The sequence below is a fragment of the Rhizobium sp. LjRoot254 genome, from assembly GCF_964254105.1.
In the GTDB taxonomy this organism is placed as follows: Bacteria; Pseudomonadota; Alphaproteobacteria; order Rhizobiales; family Rhizobiaceae; genus Rhizobium_E.
The window spans coordinates 3,421,289-3,444,917 of the sequence record NZ_CAXUSM020000001.1 but is presented as its reverse complement, the minus strand read 5'-3'; the positions used below and the strand labels follow the sequence as shown (position 1 = coordinate 3,444,917).

The 23,629-nt window shown below is 60.2% G+C and carries 25 protein-coding genes; all 25 read left to right on the top strand.

The features are described from left to right. The first annotated feature begins 197 nt into the window (after nucleotides 1–197). The 25 genes from flgF to ACSQ26_RS16910 all read left to right on the top strand — a co-directional run bounded on the left by flgF (nucleotide 198) and on the right by ACSQ26_RS16910 (nucleotide 23,606). Nucleotides 198–923, top strand: coding sequence for a flagellar basal-body rod protein FlgF (gene flgF, locus ACSQ26_RS17030; RefSeq protein WP_436010832.1), 726 nt, complete (start codon nucleotides 198–200; stop codon nucleotides 921–923). A gap of 58 nt (nucleotides 924–981) precedes the next feature. Then, nucleotides 982–2,340, top strand: a complete 1,359-nt coding sequence (fliI, locus tag ACSQ26_RS17025; protein ID WP_436015316.1) for a flagellar protein export ATPase FliI — start codon at nucleotides 982–984, stop codon at nucleotides 2,338–2,340. A gap of 1 nt (nucleotide 2,341) precedes the next feature. Then, nucleotides 2,342–2,905: a flagellar protein gene (locus ACSQ26_RS17020; protein WP_436010830.1), complete on the top strand. Its 564-nt coding sequence runs from the start codon at nucleotides 2,342–2,344 to the stop codon at nucleotides 2,903–2,905. Nucleotides 2,906–3,022: 117 nt separating this feature from the next. Continuing rightward, the gene (gene flgB / locus ACSQ26_RS17015) at nucleotides 3,023–3,406 is read left to right on the top strand and encodes a flagellar basal body rod protein FlgB (RefSeq protein WP_436010828.1); all 384 of its coding nucleotides are present in this window, start codon (nucleotides 3,023–3,025) and stop codon (nucleotides 3,404–3,406) included. 3 nt (nucleotides 3,407–3,409) lie between these two features. Further along, nucleotides 3,410–3,829: a flagellar basal body rod protein FlgC gene (flgC, locus tag ACSQ26_RS17010; protein WP_258160824.1), complete on the top strand. Its 420-nt coding sequence runs from the start codon at nucleotides 3,410–3,412 to the stop codon at nucleotides 3,827–3,829. Further along, nucleotides 3,826–4,149 carry a flagellar hook-basal body complex protein FliE gene (locus ACSQ26_RS17005; protein WP_258160825.1) on the top strand — a complete coding sequence of 108 codons (324 nt, stop codon included), beginning with the start codon at nucleotides 3,826–3,828 and terminating at the stop codon, nucleotides 4,147–4,149. Before flgC ends, ACSQ26_RS17005 begins: the two co-directional genes overlap by 4 nt. A 12-nt stretch (nucleotides 4,150–4,161) precedes the next feature. Next, nucleotides 4,162–4,950 carry a flagellar basal-body rod protein FlgG gene (gene flgG / locus ACSQ26_RS17000; RefSeq protein ID WP_258160826.1) on the top strand — a complete coding sequence of 263 codons (789 nt, stop codon included), beginning with the start codon at nucleotides 4,162–4,164 and terminating at the stop codon, nucleotides 4,948–4,950. A 17-nt stretch (nucleotides 4,951–4,967) separates the two neighbouring features. Then, nucleotides 4,968–5,456, top strand: a complete 489-nt coding sequence (gene flgA / locus ACSQ26_RS16995) for a flagellar basal body P-ring formation chaperone FlgA (protein WP_436010825.1) — start codon at nucleotides 4,968–4,970, stop codon at nucleotides 5,454–5,456. A gap of 20 nt (nucleotides 5,457–5,476) precedes the next feature. Then, nucleotides 5,477–6,571: a flagellar basal body P-ring protein FlgI gene (locus ACSQ26_RS16990; RefSeq protein ID WP_436015314.1), complete on the top strand. Its 1,095-nt coding sequence runs from the start codon at nucleotides 5,477–5,479 to the stop codon at nucleotides 6,569–6,571. Continuing rightward, entirely contained in the window at nucleotides 6,568–7,092 is a 525-nt protein-coding gene (locus ACSQ26_RS16985) for a MotE family protein (RefSeq protein WP_436010823.1), read from the top strand. The genes ACSQ26_RS16990 and ACSQ26_RS16985 overlap by 4 nt, the downstream gene beginning before the upstream one ends. Continuing rightward, entirely contained in the window at nucleotides 7,089–7,802 is a 714-nt protein-coding gene (flgH, locus tag ACSQ26_RS16980) for a flagellar basal body L-ring protein FlgH (protein WP_436010821.1), read from the top strand. The genes ACSQ26_RS16985 and flgH overlap by 4 nt, the downstream gene beginning before the upstream one ends. Nucleotides 7,803–7,816: 14 nt before the next feature. Continuing rightward, nucleotides 7,817–8,329, top strand: a complete 513-nt coding sequence (locus ACSQ26_RS16975; RefSeq protein WP_436010819.1) for a flagellar basal body-associated FliL family protein — start codon at nucleotides 7,817–7,819, stop codon at nucleotides 8,327–8,329. A gap of 41 nt (nucleotides 8,330–8,370) precedes the next feature. After that, nucleotides 8,371–9,084 carry a flagellar type III secretion system pore protein FliP gene (gene fliP / locus ACSQ26_RS16970; RefSeq protein WP_436015312.1) on the top strand — a complete coding sequence of 238 codons (714 nt, stop codon included), beginning with the start codon at nucleotides 8,371–8,373 and terminating at the stop codon, nucleotides 9,082–9,084. Nucleotides 9,085–9,362: 278 nt separating this feature from the next. Beyond that, nucleotides 9,363–10,325 (top strand): flagellin, encoded by a 963-nt coding sequence (locus tag ACSQ26_RS16965; RefSeq protein ID WP_436010817.1) that lies wholly within the window; start codon nucleotides 9,363–9,365, stop codon nucleotides 10,323–10,325. Nucleotides 10,326–10,591: 266 nt separating this feature from the next. Further along, complete coding sequence (locus ACSQ26_RS16960) at nucleotides 10,592–11,554, top strand: flagellin (RefSeq protein ID WP_436010815.1); 963 nt, start codon at nucleotides 10,592–10,594, stop codon at nucleotides 11,552–11,554. Between the two features lie 427 nt (nucleotides 11,555–11,981). Beyond that, on the top strand, nucleotides 11,982–12,944 hold the full coding sequence (locus ACSQ26_RS16955; RefSeq protein ID WP_436010813.1) for a flagellin: 963 nt from the start codon (nucleotides 11,982–11,984) through the stop codon (nucleotides 12,942–12,944). A 285-nt stretch (nucleotides 12,945–13,229) separates the two neighbouring features. Beyond that, the gene (locus ACSQ26_RS16950; RefSeq protein ID WP_436010811.1) at nucleotides 13,230–13,877 is read left to right on the top strand and encodes a hypothetical protein; all 648 of its coding nucleotides are present in this window, start codon (nucleotides 13,230–13,232) and stop codon (nucleotides 13,875–13,877) included. Then, the gene (locus ACSQ26_RS16945; protein WP_436010809.1) at nucleotides 13,874–15,319 is read left to right on the top strand and encodes a MotB family protein; all 1,446 of its coding nucleotides are present in this window, start codon (nucleotides 13,874–13,876) and stop codon (nucleotides 15,317–15,319) included. The genes ACSQ26_RS16950 and ACSQ26_RS16945 overlap by 4 nt, the downstream gene beginning before the upstream one ends. Before the next feature lie 3 nt (nucleotides 15,320–15,322). Further along, nucleotides 15,323–16,621, top strand: coding sequence for a chemotaxis protein MotC (gene motC / locus ACSQ26_RS16940; RefSeq protein WP_436010807.1), 1,299 nt, complete (start codon nucleotides 15,323–15,325; stop codon nucleotides 16,619–16,621). Nucleotides 16,622–16,623: 2 nt separating this feature from the next. Further along, nucleotides 16,624–18,000, top strand: coding sequence for a flagellar hook-length control protein FliK (locus ACSQ26_RS16935; RefSeq protein WP_436010805.1), 1,377 nt, complete (start codon nucleotides 16,624–16,626; stop codon nucleotides 17,998–18,000). Next, nucleotides 17,933–18,505: a transglycosylase SLT domain-containing protein gene (locus tag ACSQ26_RS16930; RefSeq protein ID WP_436010803.1), complete on the top strand. Its 573-nt coding sequence runs from the start codon at nucleotides 17,933–17,935 to the stop codon at nucleotides 18,503–18,505. The genes ACSQ26_RS16935 and ACSQ26_RS16930 overlap by 68 nt, the downstream gene beginning before the upstream one ends. Before the next feature lie 283 nt (nucleotides 18,506–18,788). Continuing rightward, complete coding sequence (locus ACSQ26_RS16925; RefSeq protein ID WP_258160840.1) at nucleotides 18,789–19,460, top strand: response regulator transcription factor; 672 nt, start codon at nucleotides 18,789–18,791, stop codon at nucleotides 19,458–19,460. A gap of 275 nt (nucleotides 19,461–19,735) precedes the next feature. Continuing rightward, entirely contained in the window at nucleotides 19,736–21,031 is a 1,296-nt protein-coding gene (locus ACSQ26_RS16920) for a flagellar hook protein FlgE (protein WP_436010801.1), read from the top strand. A 22-nt stretch (nucleotides 21,032–21,053) separates the two neighbouring features. Next, nucleotides 21,054–22,544 (top strand): flagellar hook-associated protein FlgK, encoded by a 1,491-nt coding sequence (flgK, locus tag ACSQ26_RS16915; protein WP_436010799.1) that lies wholly within the window; start codon nucleotides 21,054–21,056, stop codon nucleotides 22,542–22,544. A 6-nt stretch (nucleotides 22,545–22,550) separates the two neighbouring features. Continuing rightward, complete coding sequence (locus ACSQ26_RS16910; RefSeq protein WP_436010797.1) at nucleotides 22,551–23,606, top strand: flagellar hook-associated family protein; 1,056 nt, start codon at nucleotides 22,551–22,553, stop codon at nucleotides 23,604–23,606. The last annotated feature ends 23 nt before the right edge of the window (nucleotides 23,607–23,629 follow it).

Below are 23,629 nucleotides of genomic sequence, written 5' to 3'. Positions count from 1 at the left end.
GCTTGCGTGAAGCTGTTGGAAGGCTCTGTTTTGCAACCAAAATCCGGAACAGGTTCGCGCAAGCAAATGCCACCACATTCCCTCCCAGGAAGCAGGCGGGGGACTGGCATTCTTGATGTCTGCCGGCGCCGGGTTTCCGCTCAGAACCAATTCAAACGCGACTTTCCGGGAATGACTTTCCGGCACGGGGAAAGACCATGCAATCAGGTCTCTATGTAGCCTTGTCTTCGCAGATCGCGCTTGAGCGGCGGCTCACGACGATCGCGGACAACCTCGCCAACATGAATACGGTCGGCTTTCGGGCTACCCAGCTCAAGTTCGACGACGTGATGACGCGCGCCGAGGGTACGCGTGTCGACTATGTCTCGGAAGGCGAGGAATACATATCGACCCAGAATGGTGGCCTGATTCAAACGAAAAACCCGCTCGATTTCGCGACCAAGGGCGACACCTGGTTTTCGATCGAAACGCCATCGGGCAGCGCGATCACCAAGGACGGCCGCTTCTCCATGCTTGAATCCGGCGCGCTCGTGACATTGGAAGGCTATCCCGTGCTCGATGCTGGCGGCGGCCAGATCACTCTCAATCCCCAAGCGGGTCCGCCGGACCTTTCAAGCGACGGCACGCTCTATCAGAATGGGTTGCCCGTCGCGGCACTTGGCCTGCTCGAGGCGAATATCGGCCCGAACTTCACGCGCGCCGGCAACAGCGCGATCATCCCGTCCGAGCAGCCGCAGGCGGTCGTCGATCGCGCCGATGCCGGTGTCGTACAGGGCTATCTGGAACAGGCCAATATCAACCCGATCCAGCAGATGACGCAGATGATCACCGTTTCGCGGGCCTTCGAGAACGTCACGCAGCTGATGCGCGACAGCGAGACCAGCCTGTCGGATGCGATCAAGACACTCGGCGGCGCGCGCTAACATGAACGGGTATTGAGCCTTGATGGATCTTCCTGAAATGACCGGCACGAGCCGCAGGATGGCTGCCACGGCGGCCGTGCTGCGGCGCTTCAGCCATCCCGAAATGCTCGTTGCCCACGGTGGCCGGGTCAAGACGATGGCCGCCGGCCACTATACCGTGACCGGCCTTTCCCATCACCTGCGGCTCGGCGAGTTCGTCGCGCACCAGACCCGAACCGGCGTACATCTCGGCGAGGTCGTTCGCGTCGAGCCGGACCTCGCCTTTGTCTGCCCCATCGAACCCGGTGAGCCGATCGGCATCGGCGATCTCATTCTCCGGCGCGGCGCATTCCGCCTGGCGCCGACGGAAAGCTGGTGCGGCCGCACCATCAATTCGCTCGGCGAGCCGATCGACGGTCTCGGACCGCTCGAGAACGGCATCCACCGCCGGCCGATCTCCAATACCGCGCCGCCGTCGATGACCCGCCAGCGCGTGACCAAGGGCTTCAAGACGGGCGTGCGCGCCATCGATATCTTCTCGCCGCTCTGCCTCGGCCAGCGCCTCGGTATTTTCGCAGGCTCCGGCGTCGGCAAATCGACACTGCTGTCGATGCTGGCCCGCGCCGACGCCTTCGACAAGGTCGTGATCGCGCTTGTGGGCGAACGCGGGCGTGAAGTGCGCGAATTCATCGAGGACACGCTCGGCGAAAACCTGAAGAAGTCGGTGGCGGTGGTCGCGACCTCGGACGAAAGCCCGATGCTGCGCAAGATGGCGCCGCTCTCGGCGGTCACCATTGCCGAGCATTTCCGCGACCAGGGCGACAATGTCCTGCTCATCGTCGATAGCGTGACGCGTTTCGCCCACGCCATCCGGGAGGTCGCGACGGCCTCGGGCGAGCCGCCGATCGCGCGCGGATATCCCGCGTCGGTCTTTACCGAAATGCCGAAGCTGCTCGAACGTGCCGGGCCGGGGCCGGAAGGCACAGGCTCGATCACGGCGATCATTTCGATCCTCGTCGACGGCGACAATCACAACGATCCGATCGCCGACTCGACCCGCGGCATTCTCGACGGCCATATCGTGCTCGACCGGTCGCTGGCGGAGGAGGGGCGTTACCCGCCGATCAATCCGCTCACCTCGGTCTCGCGTCTCGCGCGCAAGGCGTGGCAAGGCGATGAAGAGAAACTCGTCGGCCGGCTGAAGGCATTGATGCACCGTTTCGAGGAAACCCGGGATCTCCGGCTCATCGGCGGTTACCGTCAGGGTGCCGACCCGGATCTCGATATCGCCGTCAAGCAGGTGCCGGTGATCTACGAAATTCTCAAGCAGACGCCAGGCGACCGTCCGGCCAGGGACAGCTTCGCCGACCTCGCCAATGCGCTGAAGGCAGCCGCCCAGGCTCAGCCGCAACAGGGCGCCCCGATAAGGCAGAGATGATATGACCGATTTCGACGCAGACGAACCCGTGTCCCCGCTCTCCCCCAAGCGCAAGGGTCTTTTCACCGCCGATCGCGTGATCGGCTGGTCGGGGGCCTTACTCGCGCTGGTCGCCGCGTTCTTCCCCTGGTACGTCTTTTTCAACGAGGACAAGTTCGGCCTCGAATATATCCGCCAGATCACCTCGCGCGATCTGCCCGAGCGCGCCGGCAAGGCGGTCGTGATCGCCTCGCCGAGCGGCATCGGCGATCGCGACAACAACACCGTCCTGCCCAAGCCGGAAGACCAGATCATCACCGGAACCGTGCCGGCCGCAGCCGTCGAGGAGGATAACCAGGAACAAGCCTCCATTTCGGCCCAGCCTTTCCCGGCCGCACCGCGCGTCTTCCGCCTGCTGCATGTCGTCAAGGGGCAGGCGATGATCGAGGACCGCACCGGCATTTATGTCGTCCGTGAAGGCGACACGCTGCCCGACCTCTCGAAGGTGACCAGCCTGGAAGAGCGTGACGGCAAGTGGGTCATCGTGACCGACAAGGGCGTGGTCTACGCTCCAAGCGGAAAATAGCGCCCGATGGCGCAGGTTTTCCGCCGCTTCGGCTGGTTAACCAATCGTTAATACACAGCAAGTCCCGCGCAAGATTGTCTTCGTAAGTTCATGCCAGTCATGATGACGGAGATAGTGATGGAATCAATCCAGCTTTTTGCAGTTGCGTCCCGGCAGGCCGAATGGCTCAGCGTTCGTCAGAGCACCGTTTCCGGCAATATTGCCAATGCCAACACGCCCGGTTTCCGGGCCAAGGATGTCACGCCGTTCGACGCCGTGCTCCAGAACACCACCATGCCGATGACGACGACCAACCCGCTGCATTTCACCGATGCGACGGCCGACCGCTATGTGGTCGAGTCCGAGGTCAACGAAGGCAGCGGGCAGCAACTCTCGGGCAATTCTGTGGAGCTTTCCGACGAGCTGATGAAGGAGGGCATGATCAAGCGCGATTACGACCTCAACACAGCCATCGTGAAATCCTTCAACAGGATGATGATGATGACCGTGAGAAAGGGCTGATAAATGGATCCGTTGACAGCATCCCTCAAAATCTCGGCATCCGGTCTCGAAGCACAGTCCGCCCGCCTGCGCGTGGTGTCGGAAAACCTGGCCAACGCCCGCTCGACGGGCGATACGCCGGCCGCCGATCCGTATCGCCGCAAGACGATCTCCTTCAACGAGGAGCTCGACCGCGCGTCCGGCGTGATGACCGTCGAAATCAAGAAGCTCGGCGTCGATCGCTCCGATTTCCAGACCGAGTATGATCCGGGCAATCCCGCAGCCGACGCCAATGGCGTGGTCAAGATGCCGAATGTGAACATCCTCGTGGAAATGGCCGATATGCGGGAAGCGAACCGCTCCTACGAGGCCAATCTGCAATCGATCCGCCAGGCGCGCGATCTTATCTCCTCCACCATCGATCTCCTGAGGTCATCGTCATGATAGACGCAATCAATTCAGTCAGTTCGGCGGCGCTGGCAGCCGCCATGCGGGACGCTTCCACAAAGGAAGTGGCACCAGCAATCGCCGAGACCGATCCGAGCGGCGCGACATTCGCCGACTTCGTCAACTCGGTGAGCACCAATTTCTCGCAAAGCCTCAAGACGGCCGAACAAACTTCGATGGACGGCATCCTTGGCAAGGCAAGCACAAGGGAAGTGGTGGAGGCTGTCATGAGCGCCGACCAGACGCTGCAGACCGCCATGGCATTCCGCGACAAGGTCGTGTCGGCCTATCTCGAAGTCATAAGAATGCCAATCTAAGGATAAGCATCCATGAGAGCCCTAGCCATCGCAGCCACCGGCATGAACGCGCAGCAGACCAATCTCGAGGTCATCGCGAACAACATCGCCAACATCAACACGACCGGCTACAAGCGCGCGCGTGCTGAATTCTCCGACCTCATCTACCAGTCGGACCGGGCCGCGGGGGTACCCAACCAGGCAAACCAGCAACTGGTACCGGAAGGCATCCATATCGGCCTCGGCGTCAAGACTTCCGCTGTGCGTAACCTGCATACCGAGGGCGATCTGGTCGCGACCGGCAACAGCTACGACCTGGCGGTCATCGGCAGGGGCTTCTTCCAGATCGAAACCGCCGATGGCGGCACGGTCTACAGCCGCGACGGCGCCTTCAACACCAACGAGAATGGCGAAGTCGTCACCATCAACGGCGCGCGCGTGATCCCGAACATCACGGTGCCGGTCGATGCGACCGAAGTCAGCATCAACCGTTCGGGCCAGGTCTTCGTGCGTATCGGCAAGGAAACCGATCTTACCCAGGTCGGCCAGCTCCAGCTCGCCAACTTCGTCAATGAAGCGGGCCTCAAGGAACTCGGCGACAACCTGTTCCAGGAAACACCGGCCTCCGGCGCTCCAGTCATCGGCGCACCCGACGATCCGGCCTACGGCTACATCCAGCAGGGCTATCTCGAAGGTTCGAACGTCGATCCGGTCAAGGAAATCACCGAGTTGATCTCGGCGCAGCGCGCCTACGAGATGAACTCCAAGGTGATCACCACCGCCGACGAAATGGCGGCCACCGTCAGCAAGAACATGAGATAAGTGAAAGGCAGGCAAACATGACGTTTCGCCCAGCATTTGCCAAGGCAGTGAAGAGGACCGCCCTGGGCGCGGTTCTCTCGGCATCCGTCCTCGCTCCGTTGCACGTCATGGCCGACAACCTCGGCTATGCGGTCGTGCCGACGCAGATCATCTATCCCGGCGAGGAAATCGACTCCAAGCGGCTGCAGACAGTCGAGGTGACCAACAAGAACCTCTCCGGCGGCTATGCGCGGGAGATCTCGGAAGTGAAGGGACTCGTGACGACCCGCACGCTTCTGCCCGGCCGTACCATCATGGTTTCTGCACTCCGCCAGCCCTTCACGGTCAAGCGCGGCGACAAGGTGCTGCTGGTCTACGACAATGGCGGGCTTCGCATAACCGCGTCCGGTACGCCGCTTGCCGATGGTGTCGTCGGCGAACTCATCCAGGCCCGCAATACGGATACCGGCGTCATTCTTTCCGGTACCGTCATGCCGGACCGAACCGTGCTCGTGGTGCAGAAATGAACAGAGCTTTCGCGCTCGCAATGGCATTGTTGATGGCGTTGGGCAGTCTTCCGCAGACGGCGAATGCCGCCTCGGTCGCCCGTATCAAGGACATTGCCTCGCTACAGTCCGGGCGCGACAACCAGCTCATCGGCTACGGTCTCGTCGTCGGCCTGCAGGGCACCGGCGATAGCCTGAGGGCATCGCCCTTCACCGAGCAGTCGCTGCGCGCGATGTTGGAGAATCTCGGCATTTCCACCCAGGGCGGCGAGAACCGTTCGAAGAATATCGCTGCGGTCATGGTCACCGCCAATCTGCCGCCCTTCGCCAGCCCCGGCTCGCGCATGGATGTGTCGGTCAGTTCGCTCGGCGATGCGACATCGTTGCGCGGTGGTACGCTGGTCATGACCTCGCTGAGTGGTGCCGACGGACAGATTTACGCCGTCGCCCAGGGCGCCATCATCGTTTCCGGCTTCTCGGCGACGGGTGATGCGGCACAGCTCACACAGGGCGTCACGACGTCGGGCCGTGTACCCAACGGTGCCATCATCGAGCGGCCGCTGCCTTCGAGGTTCAAGGATTCGGTCAACCTCGTCCTGCAACTGCGCAATCCCGATTTCTCCACCGCGGTACGGATGTCCGACACGATCAACGCATTCGCGGCAACGACCTATGGCGGCCGCATCGCATCGGTCAACGACAACCAGGAGGTCGTTGTCGAGAAACCGCGCAATGCGGATCTCGCGCGCCTGATGGCCGAGATCGAGAACCTGACGGTCGAGGCGGATGCGCCGGCACGCGTGGTCATCAATGAACGAACCGGCACGATCGTCATCGGCGCCGACGTCCGGATCTCGCAGGTCGCAGTCAGCTACGGCACGCTCACCGTGCAGGTCAGCGAGAACCCGACCGTGGTCCAGCCGCTGCCCTTCTCGGATGGCGTTACCGCGATCGAGCCTTCGACGGATATCATCGCCGACCAGACCGGCAGCAAGGTGGCGATCCTTTCCGGTCCCAATCTTAAAACCCTGGTATCCGGCCTCAACAGCATCGGCGTGAAGCCCGATGGCATCATCGCCATCCTGCAGGGCATCAAGTCGGCCGGCGCACTTCATGCGGAGCTCGTGTTGCAATGACGACTTTGAAGAGGTTTGCCCGTATCGCAGTCGCACCGGCGCTCGTCCTGCTGATCGGATCGCTCTCCGGCGCGCTCGCGCAGGAAGAGAAGCCGAAGCCGACCGCCAAGACCGCGCGTGAGGAGATCAAGGCGTTCTGCGCCAACATTGCCGATTCGGCTCGCGACCAGCGCTATCTTCTCCAGCGTGAGGAACTCGCCAAGCTCCAGGCTCAGGTGGATGACCGCATCGCCCAGCTGGAGAAGCGCAAGTCCGAATATGAGGGCTGGCTCAAACAGCGCAACGACTTCCTCAAGAAGGCGGAAGGCGGGCTCGTCGACATCTACAAGGGCATGAAGCCGGATGCCGCGGCCGGCCAACTCAACCTGATCGATCCCAATCTGGCCTCAGCCATCATCATGAAGCTCGCGCCACGCCAGTCCAGCCAGATCCTCGCCGAGATGGATCCGGAGAAGGCCGCGGCCTTGACTGAAATCATCTCGGCCGCAGGCAGCCGCAATACGCAGAGGAATCCATCATGAAGTCTAAGCTTGCGGCGGTCCTGTTTACGACGGCGGCTCTCACGGGCTGCTCCGGCCAGGCGATCAAGGATCTCAACCGCGCGCCGGCCATGAGCCCGATCGGTGCGGGCCTCAATCTCACCAGGACCAACGAACTGGCGCTCTATCCCAAGGAACCCCAGCAGGTGGCGACCGGCTACTCGCTGTGGAGCGATGAGAGATCGGCACTCTTCAAGGACGCGCGCGCGTTGAAGATCGGCGACATCCTGACGGTCACGATCAATATCGACGACAAGGCCTCGTTCGACAACACGACGGAACGCAGCCGCGAAAGCTCCTGGGCCAAGAAGTTCAACCTGTTCGGCACCGATACCCATAACGACCATGGTCTCGATGCGTCGATCAGCAACTCGTCGAGTTCGGACGCCAAGGGCGATGGCTCGATCGAGCGCAAGGAAAAGCTCGATCTTCAGGTGGCGGTAGTTGTCACCGGCGTCATGGACAACGGCAATCTCCTGATCTCAGGCTCGCAGGAAGTGCGCGTGAACCAGGAACTGCGCGTCCTCAATCTCGCCGGTATCGCCCGGCCATACGATGTCGATGCCGACAACAAGATCTCCTACGAGAAGATCGCCGAAGCCCGCATCTCCTATGGTGGCCGCGGACGGCTCTCCGAAATCCAGAACGCACCGGTCGGCCAGCAGGTCATCGATGTCTTCTCACCGTTCTAGTCTGGAAAAGCCCGATGCTTGACGAAACGATGGGCGAAGCGTCCACCAAAAAGAGGTCCGGGCTGATCATGACCATCGCGGCGGTGGGTGTCGTCACTGTCATCGCCGGCGCCGGCGGCTGGATTTTGGGCGGCATGCTGACGCCCGAGGTCGCGAAGCCGAAAATAGCCGAGCAGCCGGAATTGGCTGTAGCGGCCCCCGAAGGCGAGAAGGAAGACGGCCTGCCGCACATCTCGACCGAAGCCAATGGCGTGATCCAGCTCGAACCGATCACCACCAATCTTGCCTTCCCGACGGATCGCTGGGTGCGGCTCGAAGTGGCGCTGCTGTTCAAGGACAAGCCCGACGTCAAGCTCGCCGAAACCATCCACCAGGATATCGCGGTCTATCTGCGCACGGTTTCGCTGCAGCAGATCGAGGGGCCGCGCGGCTTCCAGTATCTCAAGGAGGACCTTGAGGAGCGCATCGACATGATCTCCGAAGGCAAGGTCTCCAGATTGATGTTCAGGACATTTCTGATCCAATGACCCGTCACGTTTCCCGGAAGATCGCTATCGCCTTTGTCGTCATCCTGCTTTCGAGCCTGGCGGGCGGCGCGCTGGCGCAGACGACGACGCCCGATATTCTCAATACGCCGGTCAATGGTTCGGTCGCCAACTGGATCATCCGGACCTTCGGCCTGCTCACCATCCTCTCGGTGGCGCCCGGCATCCTGGTCATGGTCACCAGCTTTCCGCGCTTCATCATTGCCTTCTCGATCCTGCGGTCAGGCATGGGACTGGCGAGTACGCCGTCCAACATGATCCTGACGAGCCTTGCACTGTTTATGACCTTCTTCGTCATGGCGCCGACGCTCGACCGGGCGTGGCGAGATGGCGCGCAGCCATTGCTCGCCGAACAGATCACCGAGGCGGAGGCGCTGCAGCGCGTGTCCGTGCCGTTCCGCGAATTCATGGCCGCCAACACACGCGACAAGGACCTCAAGCTGTTTGCCGATATCGCCACCGAACGCGGGCAACAGACCACGACCGGCGGCCAGGTCGACCTCCGCGTTCTCGTTCCCGCATTCATGATCTCGGAAATCCGGCGCGGCTTCGAGATCGGCTTCCTGATCGTGCTGCCGTTCCTGGTCATCGACCTGGTCGTGGCGACGATCACCATGGCGATGGGCATGATGATGCTGCCGCCGACCTCGATCTCTTTGCCGTTCAAGATACTGTTCTTCGTGCTGATCGACGGCTGGAACCTGCTTGTCGGCAGTCTCGTGCGGTCGTTCTCTTAGACACCCAGACAATCAAAACGATACGATTCCGGTAAAGGCGCGCTAGAAGTGGCTGGCGCGCCTTTACCTTTCGTTTTCTATGAATTGAGTGGTCCGGTGGCGGGTGCCTGCGATTAAGACAAACGCAAGCATTGAAAACCAATACTCCCCCTCACACGACGGTAAGGACCCGAACGAAAAACGGGCCGAGTGGCATGAAGCCGAACCGTCGTCACCGGTAAAATATCGCATGAACCCGGTATGTCCCTCCTTTGTAACGCGTATTTAGGGACACCCCAATGACCAGCATTATGACGAACAATTCCGCCATCGCGGCTCTCTCCACCCTTCGCTCGATTTCGAAGGACATGGAAGACACGCAGAACCGGGTATCCACCGGCTATCGCGTTTCCAACGCTTCCGACAATGCCGCCTACTGGTCGATCGCAACCACCATGCGCTCCGACAACAAGGCACTGTCCACCGTCCAGGACGCCCTTGGTCTGGCTGCCGCCAAGACCGACACTGCCTTCACCGGCCTGAACACGGCCATCGACGTCGTCTCTGAGATCAAGGCCAAGCTCGTTGCTGCCCGTGAACCGGGTGTCGACAAGACCAAGATTGACTCGGAACTCACCGAACTGAAGAACCAGCTGGTTTCGATCTCCGAATCCGCCTCGTTCTCCGGCCAGAATTGGCTCTACAACGACGACGCCACCGCCAACACCACCGTCGAAATGGTCGGTTCGTTCAACCGCAAGGCCGACAACACGGTTTCCGTGGGCATCCTCGAGTTCGATACGTCGACCTCGACGCTTGTTGACACCAACGATGCCGCCAACGGCCTTCTGACAGGAGACATCACCGTCACCGTTCCGTCGGGTACCGGTACGACGTCGGCTACCTACTTCCTGGTCGATGCATCCTCGACGACCGCCGCCTCGGGCACGGAAATCGAACTCAGCGCGACGACCACCGACGCCGACCTCGACGGCATGATCTCCGCAGTTGACTCGATGCTCTCTTCGATGACCGACTCGGCTGCGGTTCTCGGCGCAACCAACACCCGCATCACCATGCAGGACGAGTTCGTGGCCGACCTGATGGACGTGATCGACAAGGGTATCGGCCGCCTGGTCGATGCGGACATGAACGAAGAATCAACCAAGCTGAAAGCCCTGCAGACCCAGCAGCAGCTCGGCATCCAGGCGCTCTCGATCGCCAACTCGAACTCCGAGAACATTCTGTCGCTCTTCCGTTAAGTCGGAAAGCGCTGAAAATACAACGAGCCGCCCGGGACTCCCGGGCGGCTTTTTCGTGCCGAATTTTTTATGGCTAAGAAACGTGGTTAATAGCTACCCAACCTTCAAGGTTCCTTAACCTTAACGGTGTTTATTGGATTTCATAGAAACGACGGGCTGACCTTAATACACCGGTTAGCTGGCATGAAGCTGTCCATCGTTACCGGTTCTGACATCCCGGAATGTCCCTTCCAATTATTTACCCGTTCCAGAGGGGCAGTACGACAATGACGAGTATCATCACCAACACCGCTGCAATGGCGGCTCTTGCTACCCTGCGCTCCATCGGCCAGGACATGGAAGAGACCCAGAGCCACGTATCCTCGGGCCTTCGCGTCAACCGCGCTTCCGACAACGCCGCCTACTGGTCGATCGCAACCACCATGCGCTCGGACAACAAGGCACTCTCCACCGTTCAGGACGCGCTCGGCCTGGGTGCAGCCAAGACCGACACCGCCTATACCGGCCTGAATTCGGCGATCGACGTCGTTTCCGAAATCAAGGCGAAGCTTGTTGCCGCCCGCGAACCGGGTGTCGACAAGGACAAGATCGACTCGGAACTGACCGAACTGAAGAACCAGCTGGTTTCGATCTCCGAATCCGCTTCGTTCTCTGGCGAAAACTGGCTCTATAACGACGACGCCACCGCCAACACCACCGTCGAGATGGTCGGCTCCTTCAACCGCTCCGCGGACAACACCGTTTCGGTCGGCATTCTTGAATTCGACACCGCCACCTCGACGCTCGTTGATACGAACGATGCCAGCGCAGGCCTTCTGACCGGGGACGTCGTGGTCACCGTGCCGTCGGGTACCGGTACGACTTCGGCCACCTACTTCCTGGTCAATGCATCCTCGACGACTGCTGCTTCCGGCGTCGAAATCGCGCTCAGCTCCACGACCACGTCCGCCGACATCGACGGCATGATCTCCGCCGTGGAATCCATGCTGGCATCGATGACCGACTCCGCAGCCACGATCGGCTCGACCAACATGCGCATCGAGTTGCAGGACAACTTCGTTGCCGACCTGATGGACGTGATCGACAAGGGCATCGGCCGTCTCGTCGACGCCGACATGAACGAAGAGTCGACCAAGCTCAAAGCCCTGCAGACGCAGCAGCAGCTCGGCATCCAGTCGCTCTCGATCGCCAACTCCAATTCCGAAAACGTGCTCTCGCTCTTCCGTTAAGAACGAGCCACTTCGGTCTGATATCAAGCGCCGGCTGCCCAGCAGCCGGCGTTTTTCATTTTTCCGCGACTTCCTGGCCCGGGCCCGGAAGTCGTTTGCATTTCGGGCCAAAAGTCAGCCTGCGGCAAGCTTCGACATCCAGAATGGGATCGCAGGCATTTATGCCGGCGGGGTTGCCGTGGTGTTCATGATGGACGCCGCGCGGCTGCTGCAGACGTTGCCAATTTTAGACGTTATTAATGTTGTTTAATAATTCCTGACTCGGCGCTGTTCTGTTAACCGCTGGTTAACCATGAATGTTTACACAGAATTAATGAATGGCGGATCGGTCACCCAGGGCAAAGCGGTGCCGATAGCATGAAGCGTAGCTGCCATTGCCGGTGCGTAGACCCGGAATGTCCCTGAAACTCCCTATGGGGCAAAGAATATGACCAGTATGATGACCAATGCAGCCGCTATGGCTGCCCTGCAGACCCTCCGCGACATCAACCAGAAGATGGAAACGACGCAGCAGCGCGTTTCATCCGGCTACCGGGTGGAAACGGCGTCGGACAATGCCGCCTATTGGTCGATCGCAACGACCATGCGTTCGGACAACAAGGCCCTGTCCACCGTTCAGGACGCCCTCGGACTGGGCGCGGCGAAAACCGACACCGCCTATACCGGTCTCGAATCGGCGATCGACGTGGTCACGGAAATCAAGGCCAAGCTGGTCGCGGCACGCGAGCCGGGCGTCGACAAGAACAAGATCAACGAAGAACTGCGCGAGTTGAAGGCACAGTTGCAGTCGATCGCGGAATCGGCATCGTTCTCCGGAGAGAACTGGCTGTACAACGACACCACGTTTCCGCCGACAACGGTCGAGATGGTCGGCTCGTTCAATCGCGCATCGGATGGCACGGTTGCCGTCGAGACACTCGAATTCGACACACGCACATCGACGCTGATCGACACCAACGACGCAGGGCAGGGCATTCTGACGCGCGGCGTGGTGACGACTCAGATGGTCGGTACGACGCCCACGGCGTCCACCTACTTCCTCCTCAATGCAGGATCCACCACCGCTGCGAGCGGAACGGAGGTTGGCCTTTCCACCACGACCACAGATCTTGAAGTCGACGGCATGATCTCGGCAGTCGACGACATGCTGATGACGCTCACCGACTCGGCGGCGACGCTCGGCTCGATCAACATGCGTATCGAGATGCAGGACGAATTCGTGTCGACGTTGATGGACGTGATCGACAAGGGCATCGGTCGTCTCGTCGATGCCGACATGAACGAGGAATCGACGCGGTTGAAAGCGCTGCAGACGCAGCAGCAGCTCGGCATCCAGGCGCTTTCGATCGCCAATTCCAACGCCGAAAACATCCTCCAGCTCTTCAAGTAAGAGCCGGGATGGGCGCGCCGGCCGGGGCATATAGAGGCTCCGGCAGTCTCCGCCAGATTTGATTCGGGAGAACCTCGGGTGACCGGACCGGTCGGCATCTGAGGGTTTGGGAACACCCGTTCCACCGCGCCGCCGGTCATCGGCGCGGAATGGGGAAGTTGGGCCGCGTTATTGCCCTGACGCGGCCCAATGCATTTCATCTTCGCACAAGATTGAACTTCTAGTTTTCGGCTTAAGAGGCCGCTCCTGTGTCGCGGCAGACTCCAGAGAAAGATGGCGGCGGCGATGAATGCCATGCTGACGAAGTATCTCAAGGATTTCAGTGTTCCGGAATCCACCGCGCTGGTCGAGACCAACATCCTTTCGAGCCTTGCCGGTTCGCCGCTCGACGACCTCGGATTTTTCGCCGAGCCGGAGCCGGCCATCGACCTGGAAGCGGAGCGCGAGGCGGCACGCCAGGAAGGCCATGCTGCGGCAGTCGCCGAATGCGAGGAGCGCTTCGCTGGCGATCTCGCAGCCATCGCCGAAGAGCATTCGCAGGAAATGCAGGCGATGCACGAACAGCACGAAAACGAGATCATGAGCGTGATCCACGCCCGGTTCTTCGACATGACGCTCGCCATTTCGCAATCGGTCGCCGACCAGGCGCTTCAGGTTCTGCTGCCCGTTGTGGAAGCGGATCTCGCCCGCCGTTCGGTCGCGGCACTTGCCGACGCGGTCCACAATGCCTTCATCGAGGAAAAGGCGGCTGAAGTTCTGGTGCGCGGCCCGGGGCGTCTCTTCGAACTGCTCAAGCCGCGGCTCGAAGCCGATGGCGTTCCCTGCCGGCACATAGAGGCCGAGATGACGGATATTTTCGTTGAAATCAACGAGACCGTGCTGACGACGCGACTGTCGGTCTGGGCGCAGTCGCTTGCCGAGGTGATGGAATGAGCGAGGCGGAAAGCCACCATCACGGCAAAAATGAAATCATCATCGTCAAACGCAACCGGGGCCAAGAGGAACACGGTGGTCATGGTGCGTGGAAGATCGCCTATGCCGACTTCATGACCGCCATGATGGCCTTCTTCCTCATCATGTGGCTGGTCAATGCGGCCAACGAGGAGACCAAGGCCGCGGTCGCCAGCTATTTCAACCCGATCAAGCTGACCAGTGAAGTGCCGCCGGACGAAGGCATCCAGACGCCGAAGCGGGCGAAAGAGAAAAACGACGCCACCCAGGAACAGCAGGACAAGAAGGACGGCAAGTCGGCGAACAACGAAAGTGATCCCGGCCAGGAGGACAAGACGACCTCCGAAATGGACCAGGTGAAAGCCTCCGAGGCGGACTATTTCGAAAATCCCTATGCCGTGATCGCCGAGATCGCGCAGGAGACCGAGGACAAGGCCAATATCAGCATCAAGGGCGACGGTGGCGCCAATGATGCCGGCCCCGGCACGGGTGCGGACGGCGGCGAAGCGTTCAAGGATATTTTCGACCCGGATTTCTGGACCCAGCAGGTCGAAATCTCGAAAACTTCGCCTGCCAATGCCAGCGACGTTCCCGCCGAGACGGCCGGCCTGCCGGGCGATGGCGAAATCATCAATGCCGACAATCCCGATTCCATGTTCAAGGGCGAGGCCCTGACCGGCGACAAGAAGAGCGGCGAGCAGGAAAAGGGCGATCTCAAGCCGGGCGAGGGCAAGACCGACAAGGATAAGTCCAAGACGGCCGACAAGGACAAGGACGGCAAATCAGACAAGGATAAGCTTGGCCAGACTGAAAAGGACAAGCTCGGCCAGTCCGAAAAGGACAAGCTCGGCAAATCCGACAAGGACAAGGATGGCAAGACTGACAAGGAATTGCTGGCCAAGTTCGACAAGAACAAGGACGGCAAGCTCGACGAGGCCGAACTGAAGGCGGCCGAGGCTGCCAAGCTCGCCGAACGTTTGCAGGCGGCCTTGCGCAAGGAACTCGGCCCCAATGCCGGTTATCTCGCCGAAGGCCTGCTGGTTACTCCGGCCGAGGGCGGCATGCTGATCAGCATCTCCGACCAGGTCAAGACGCCGATGTTCCGATCCGGATCGGCCATTCCCACCAGGGAAACGGTGGTGGCGATGGAGACGGTCGCCAAGCTCCTGAAGAACCGGAAGGGCCAGATCGCCATTCGCGGCCATACCGACGGCCGGCCATACAAGTCGAAGGCCTATGACAATTGGCGGCTTTCGACCGCGCGCGCCCAGAGTGCCTATTTCATGCTGCTGAGCAGTGGTGTGAAGGAGGATCGGGTTTCCCAGATATCGGGCTTCGCCGATCACCGGCTCAAACTGCCGGAGGCGCCTCTCGACGCGTCCAACCGGCGCATCGAAATCCTCCTCCAGGCGAGTTCGGAGTAGCGAATGGCACTCCGCTCGACCTGCTTCGGATTGATGACGCTGATCTGCCTGGCCTCCGGCCAGGCGGCAAGCGTTTCGGCTGAAGAAACTGCCGAGATCGCGCCCCCCTACCTGATGATCCGCTCGCTGCAGACGATCCAGGACAAGGTCATCAACGGCGATCTCGATTCGGTCGACGTGCAGCGCTACCTGCTCGAGGAGATCGACAAGCGCCTGCGCGCCATCGACATGGCCGTGTTCGATGACCCCCGGAATGTCGATGCGGCGTTGATCTATGCGATGAGCGGCGGCAATCCCGAGACGCTCGACATACTCGCCGAGCGCGACGTCGAGGGCAATTTCGACAACCGCGTCACCAGCATCCTGCGGCGCTACCTGTCGGGCAGGGGCGCCACCGCGCTCAGAGAGTTGCAGGAAGTCGTGCCGGAATACCGGAATTCCCGCATTGGCCCTTATCTCGAATTGATCGGCGCCAATGCGCTGATGGAGAAGGAAACCGCCACCGCGCTAAAATTCTTCGATTGGGCGCGCGCCGAAGCGCCGGGCACGATCATCGAGGAGGCGGCTCTGCGCCGCTCGCTCGGCATCACGTCCGCGAAGGGTGACACGGCTCGTGCGCTACCTTTTGCGCGCCGCTATGCCAGGCGCTTCATGAATTCGCCCTATGCCTCGCAATTCGCCGACATTTTCGTCTCGCTGGCCATCGACCACAAGAATGCGCTTCCGCCGGATGAGATCAAGGCTGTGCTGTCACTCATCGAGCGCAAGCGCCAGCGGGAAATCTATCTCAGGCTGGGGCGCCGTGCGGCGATAGACGGCAACAAGCCGCTCACCGATTTTGCCTCGAAAGAGGCGCGCAGGCTTTCGTCGGCGGGAGATACCGGTCAGCTCGCCCTTGCCGAACTCTATTCCGGCATCGTCAACATCCCGAGCGACGGCATCAATCAGGTGCTCGAAAAGCTTGCCGAGATCCCCGACAAGTCGCTTTCGCCGAAGGACCGCTTTCTCAGGGACGCGGCGCGGATCGTGGCGGAAGAGGTGGTCAAAGAGCCGGGCGAGGACAGTCTGAGGCAAGTCGAACGTGTCATGGTCGACAAGGAATACAGGGATATGATGTCCGAGCGTGTCGTGAAGGCCTCCGATGAGGCTCTGGCCGAGACGCTGCCCAGCACCCAGAACCTGCCGGAAGAGACAAGAAAGCAGGCACTCGATTCCAGGATCGACGAGGTCGAGGATTTCGTGAGTGTGGGGCGCTCCAAGCTGAAAGATATCGACGCACTTCTATCGACAGGAAGCAACTGACGATGATGGACCAAATCCTTGCAGGCCCGCCCCAATCCCCGCCCGTCCAGCCCACCTATCGTGACCAGCAGAGTGCCTCCGGCACCGGCGGCACGGAGGGCGGCGACAGCTTCCAGGACTACGTCTCCAGGGCGAACCAGCAGGAAACGCCAAACGGTGGCCGCGACAGTCGGCACGGCGCTGTCGAGGACGATGCCGCCGCCAGTGCGACGACCGATGATCCATCCGCCAGCACCGTAGCGACGCCCGCCGATGCGGTTCGTCGCAATGTCGCGGAATCGACCGAGAGCCGGATCCGCCTGGCGCTTCTCAAGCAGAGCCAGAAAGCGGCTGTCGCGCCCGACGCAGGCAAGGACGGCGGAGCTGAAAAGGCGCTCGCCAACATATTGGATGTCGCCAAGCGGATGGCTCAGAAGGTTGCCGCCGAAGCCGGCAATGCAGCGATTGCGCAGGACGTGGCGGCAAGCCCGTCCGAAGAGCTGAGCATGCTGCTGGGGCTCGCGCCCACCAAGGAAACCGCGACAAAAGCTGTCAAGAAGCACGACGACGATACCGAAAAGGCCGACGTCAAGGACGAGACGACCGCCGTCCCAACGGACAAGAAGGCCGAGATCCTCCTGCTGAATGCCCATGAAAACGCTGCCGCCACGACCAAGCGCGACGACCACGCGCACGGCAAGGACGAACCAGCAACCGAATCCGTGCGTCTAGTCAGTGCCGATGGCAAGGGCAGGCCCATCGATGTGCCGCTCACCAAATCCGGCACGGATGGCGTAGCCGATACCGACAAGCGCTCGAACGCGACGAAGTTCGATACCGCGACCGTGATCGAGGCGCGGCGCTATCTCGGCTTCTCCACGGAGACCAACACCCAGACGCTGACCAGTGCCATCAAGTCCGACACGACCTGGACCGAGGCGCTTGCGCATGTGAACCGCGCCGAACTGTCGCTCGAGGGCGATACGGTGAAGGAAGTCAACACGCTCAAGCTCCAGATGAATCCCGGCGATCTCGGCAACATGGTCGCCTCGCTGAAGCTCAAGGGCGACGAGCTGTCGGTGGAAGTGCGCGTCGATACGATCGAGGCCTACAGGCATCTCTCGAACGATCAGGGCGGCATCGTCAAGGCATTGCAGGACCAGGGCTTCAGCATCGACAAGGTGTCGGTCCAGCTCAATGCCACAGAGCGGACGGAAGCCAATTCCGATCGCGATCTCGCGCGGCAGGACCAGGGCCAGAAGGACAATCAGGCCAGTGGTCGCAACGAAAATGCCCGCCAAGGCAACCAGGATTCATGGACACGCGATGAAGATGCCGGGATTTCCACGTCTGCTGACAGCAGGACTGATTCTTCTCGCGCCGGCAATATCTACCTCTGACGCACGCGCTTCGTCCGGCATCTGTGAGCGGGAAATCGCGGCTGCCGCGACGCGATATGGCGTGCCCGAGGGAATCCTTTATTCGGTGGGACTGACCGAGACCGGCAAGCGCGGCTCGCTGCAGCCTTGGGCGCTCAACATCGAAGGCAAGGCAGTGTTCGCCGCGTCGAGAAAAGATGCGCTTGTCGTCTTTTCGGATGCCCGCGATAGGGGCTCGAAACTCATCGATCTCGGCTGCATGCAAATCAACCATCACTACCATGGCGATCAATTCGCCTCGCCGGACGACATGCTCAACCCGAAAAAGAATGTCGAATACGCGGCGAAATTCCTGTCCCGGCTGCATTCGAAGCATGTCACCTGGACGATGGCGGTGGCGCGTTACCATGCCGGCCCGAACAACGACCCGGCACAAAAGCGGTACGTGTGTCGCGTCATCTCCAACCTGGTCGCGACCGGTTACGGAAAATGGACGCCGACTGCCTCGGAATTCTGCAGCAACTGAAGGTAGTCTACCGCATGGGTTGAATCGGAACGCGAGCAATCTAGGCGACAATGTGGCGAGTCAATCCCGTTAACCATTTTTTCTGTGGACTTAACCATATGTTAACGTGGATTTTGAAGTTTAGTATGCTTCAGGAAGGTCCGCCACTAGATATAGATCAAATCGCTATTATTCTGTTAATCTACTGTTAATTTATGTCACTCACTTCCCGCATATTTACGGCGATTCGCTGGATTCGTACCTATTGATGCATAGGTTCACTACACTGATTCGGAGGCGGCTGATGATCGTAGTGGTTGATGAGCGTACACTTGTAAAAGACGGTTATACATCACTTTTCTTTCGTGAGGGCGTACCCTCGACGGGTTTCGATCCGGTGGAATTTGGGGAATGGGTAACCACGGCGGCGGACACGGATATTGATGCCGTCGAAGCCTTCCTGATCGGACAGTCGGAGCTCTCGCTCGAACTGCCCAAGGCGATCAGGGATCGAAGCCAGGCCCCGGTGATTGCGGTGTCTGATTCTCCTTCTCTCGAAACGACGCTTGCATTCTTTGATTGTGGTGTCGACGACGTGGTCAGGAAGCCCGTCCATCCGAGAGAAATCCTGGCGCGGGCAGCGGCAATCCGCCGCCGGCAGAAGGTCCACACGAACTATGTCGATATTGGCCAGGTCCGGGTTTTCTCGGACGGGCGCGACCCGGAAATCGGCGGCGAAGTGTTTCCTTTGCCGCGGCGTGAACGGCGCATTCTCGAATACTTGGTCGCGAACCGCGGACGGCGCGTTTCCAAGACCCAGATCTTCAACGCGATCTACGGCATCTTCGACGAGGACGTCGAGGAGAACGTTGTGGAAAGCCATATCAGCAAGCTTCGCAAGAAGCTGCGCAAGCGCCTCGGTTTCGATCCGATCGATTCCAAGCGCTTCCTGGGATACTGCATCGACTGGCAGTAAGACCTGGATGCGCGCACGGCGATGAAGCCGTAGCGGCACTCGGGGCCAGGCCGAACATATCGAATTCTTCCATTCCTGGATGGCGGGCTTCGATCCTGAAACACACATTCAGGATCGAGGCCCGCTTTCTGATTCCTGGCGTGCTGCCTGTCGCAGGCATGGCCCGGCAGGATTTCATGAATTCAATGGGTTCGGGTCCTGCCTGAGGGTCCTATAAGGTTCACGCAAGGCGCGCTTCCTATTCTGTAAATGAATTACGGACACGAGGAACCGACATGAGCCTTTATGGAATGATGAGAACCGGTTCGTCTGGCATGAATGCCCAGGCAAGCCGTCTGAGCACGGTAGCGGATAACATCGCCAACGCCGGCACGACCGGTTACAAGGCCGCGTCCACCGAATTTTCCTCCCTTCTCCTGCCTTCGGTCTCCGGCAACTACAATTCGGGTGCCGTGGAAACCGATATCCGTTATGGGATCAGCAACCAGGGCGCCCTTCAATATACGTCCTCGGCGACCGATCTTGCCATCAACGGCAACGGCTTCTTCGTGGTCGAGGATCCGAGCGGCGTTCCTTACATGACGCGCGCAGGCTCCTTCGTGCCGAACGGTGATGGCGAATTGGTCAATGCGGGCGGCTACAAGCTGCTCGGCTATCCCTATACGTCAGACGAGCCCACGCCCGTGGTCAACGGCTATGCGGGCCTCGAGCCTATCAGGATCGTCTCGGACGGCCTGGTGGCCACGCCCTCTTCGTTCGGACAGTTCTTCTCGAACCTCGATGCCAGCGCTGAAGTCGTCGATCCCGCCCTGCTTCCGGCCGACGGTTCCGATGAAACGACGGAATACACCCACAAGACCTCGATCAAGGCGTTCGATACGCTCGGCAATGAAGTGCTTTACGACGTCTATTTCTCGAAGACGGACGAGAACATGTGGCAGATGGCGATCTTCAACGCCGCCGGCCGCGATGAAACGACGGGCTCATTCCCATATGCAACGGATTCGCTGGTCGTCGATCCGATCGATATCGAATTCGATCCCGTCACCGGCAAGCTGACCGATCCATCCGAGGTGCTCGCCACGGTGGTTCTGCCCGCTGCTGCTGACGGCGGTGTGGTTTCCAACATGGTCGAGCTGTCGCTCGATTTCACCGAACTGACGCAGCTCTCTTACGACTTCACCGTCCGGGCTTCGGTCAACGGCAACGCGCCGAGTGAGGTCGAGCAGATCCAGGTGGCCGAAGACGGCATCGTCTATGCGCAATATGAGAACGGCGACCTCGTGCCGATGTACCGCCTTGCCATGGCGACGGTGCAGAGCCCCGACGAGCTCAGGGTCATCTCGGGTAATGTCTACGCCCAGAGCAACGATTCCGGCATCGTCATTCTCGGTTTCCCGAATTCGAACGGAATGGGTTCGATCGTCTCCGGCGCTCTCGAGAATTCGACTGTCGACATCGCCGAGGAGCTGACCCGGATGATCGAGTCCCAGCGTACCTATACCGCGAACTCCAAGGTCTTCCAGACCGGTTCCGATCTCATGGACGTTCTCGTCAACCTGAAAAGGTAACTCTGAAAGGTAGGCCGGCTCCATGTCTCTGTCATCGGCGATCAGCACCGCGCAAACGATCTTTTCCAATACGGGCCTGCAGAGTGCGGCGCTTTCCCGTAATATCGCGAATGCCTCGAATCCGGATTATTCCCGGCGCGTCGGTGTGACCAGCATCGACTCGAATGGCGCGCAGCGCATGACCATCGAGCGCACTTATGACAATGGCCTGGTCAAGCAGACCATGCATTCGACGGCCGACTCCGCCGCACAGGACCTTCTCCAGCAGAAGCTGGAGGGTGTGCGATCCCTGCTCGGAGGCAACGACTACGAGACTGCCCCGTCGACCTACCTCAAGACGCTTCGCGACAATCTCCAGGCCTATGCCACCAAGCCGAACGAATCGACGCTTGCCGCAACGGTCATTTCGAGCGCCTCGGACGTCGCCAATTCGCTGAACTCGATCTCCTCCGAAATCCAGTCCATGCGTGGCACGGTCGATCAGGAAATCGGTGATCTGATCGAAGAGCTGAACGGTCTTCTCGATCAGTTCGGCGACGTCAATAACGCGATCAAGGCTGGTACGACGCTCGGGCGGGACGTCAATAACGAACTCGACATGCGCGAGCGGTATCTCAAGCAGATTTCGGCGATCGTCGGCGTGCGTTCCTTCACGCGCAGCGACAACGACATGGCGCTCTATACGAGCGATGGCACCATGCTGTTCGATGTCGACAAGCGGAACATCCTTTTTCTCCCGCAGCCGGCCTATGACGCGCTCACCCAAGGCAATCCCCTCATCATCGATGGGGCGGAGATCACCGCCGGCGAGGGTGGCAACACCACGGCCAAGGGCAAGCTGCAGGCGCTTCTCCAGGTCAGGGATTCGATCATTCCCACCTACCAGAACCAGCTCGATGAAACCGCGCGCGGCCTGATCGAGATGTTCCAGCAGAACGACATGACGGGCGGCGGCGCCGATCCACTTCCGGGTCTGTTCACCTGGAACGGATATGCGAGCGGCGATACGATCCCGGTGACGGGCGAACTGGTTCCCGGTTTGGCTGCCGTGATCAAGATCAATGACAGCCTCGTCAAGTCGAAGGGCGGCGATCCGACCCTTCTCCGCGATGGCGGTTACGACGTGGACGGCCTCGGCATCGCCGCCACCGACTATCTCGGCAACGTCAATAACGAAGCCGGCTATTCCACGCTTCTCGACGGCTATGTCGCGACCTTTGAAGCTGATCGTGATTTCGATATAGACGCCTTCCTCGATGCCCGCACGACGATTGGCGAATATGCGACCGGTTCCGTGGGTTGGCTCGAACAGCTGATCTCGGAAAGCGCCACCGCGAAAGACAACAAGCAGGCGCAGCTGACCCGCGTGGTCGAGGCGCTTTCCAACACGACCGGCGTCAGTCTGGATGAAGAAATGTCGCTGATGCTCGAACTCGAGCAGAGCTACAAGGCTTCGAGCAAGCTCGTCGCCACGGTGGACGAGATGATGCAGGCTCTGTTGGCAGCGGTGTGATAGACCATGAAAACTTCCTTCATATCCAACCTTTCCGTTCAGTCGGCCATGCGCCAGACGATCAACCAGGTTCAGAACGAACTGATCCAGGCACAGAAGGAAGTCGTGTCCGGGCGGCTTTATAATATCGGCGAGGAACTCGGCGCCACCACGACGCGCAGCCTTGATCTTCATCGCGAAGCCGACATGATGCAGAACCTGGTCGCGACCAATTCGGTCGTGACCCAGCGGCTGTCTTCGTCGCAGATGGCACTCGAAACCATCTCCGGCGCGGGGCAGACGGCACTCAGCACCTTTGTCGCGCTGGCCGGCTCTACCGACAGCACCCAGCTCTCCACCGCGGTGCAGACGCTGACCGACGTGCTGGATCAGTTCGTCGATTCGTCGAATACTTCAGTGAATGGCGAGTATGTCCTGGCCGGTATCAATACCGACGTCAAACCGCTCGGCGACTATATGACCGACGAGACCGGCGCGCGAACAGCATTCGACACGGCCTTCGACGGATTTTTCGGATTCCCCAAGACCGACCCGCAGACTGAAGGCATTACCGACGTCCAGATGCAGGACTTTCTCGACAATGTCGTCGAGCCGATGTTCATGGGTGGCACCGACTGGCAGACCAATTGGTCGACCGCCTCGGACACTCCGATGACCAGCCGTATCTCCAGGACCGAAGTGGTTCAGAGTTCGACCACCGTCAACGGCGACGCGTTCCGCGGCATGGCTTTCGCGGCGGTGATCGGCATCGAGCTCCTGAACCTGCCCATCAATAGCGATACGCGCGCGGTCGTCTCCAACAAGGCGATCGGGTTCATGGGGCAGGCGATCTATGGAATCGATGCGGAACGCAGCCAGCTCGGCCTGTCGGAAAATCGTGTTCGACTCGCCAACGAAGTGCTGCAGGCGCAGGTCGATATCGTCAAGCTCAACCTTGACGATCTCGAAGGCGTGGATGTGTACGAAGCTTCGAGCCGGATCACGGCTCTGAGCAATCAGATGGAAATTTCATACAACCTGACGGCGAGAATCTCGCAACTCAGCCTCGTCAACGAGCTCTGAGTATAGTTCGAGTGTTCGTCGTG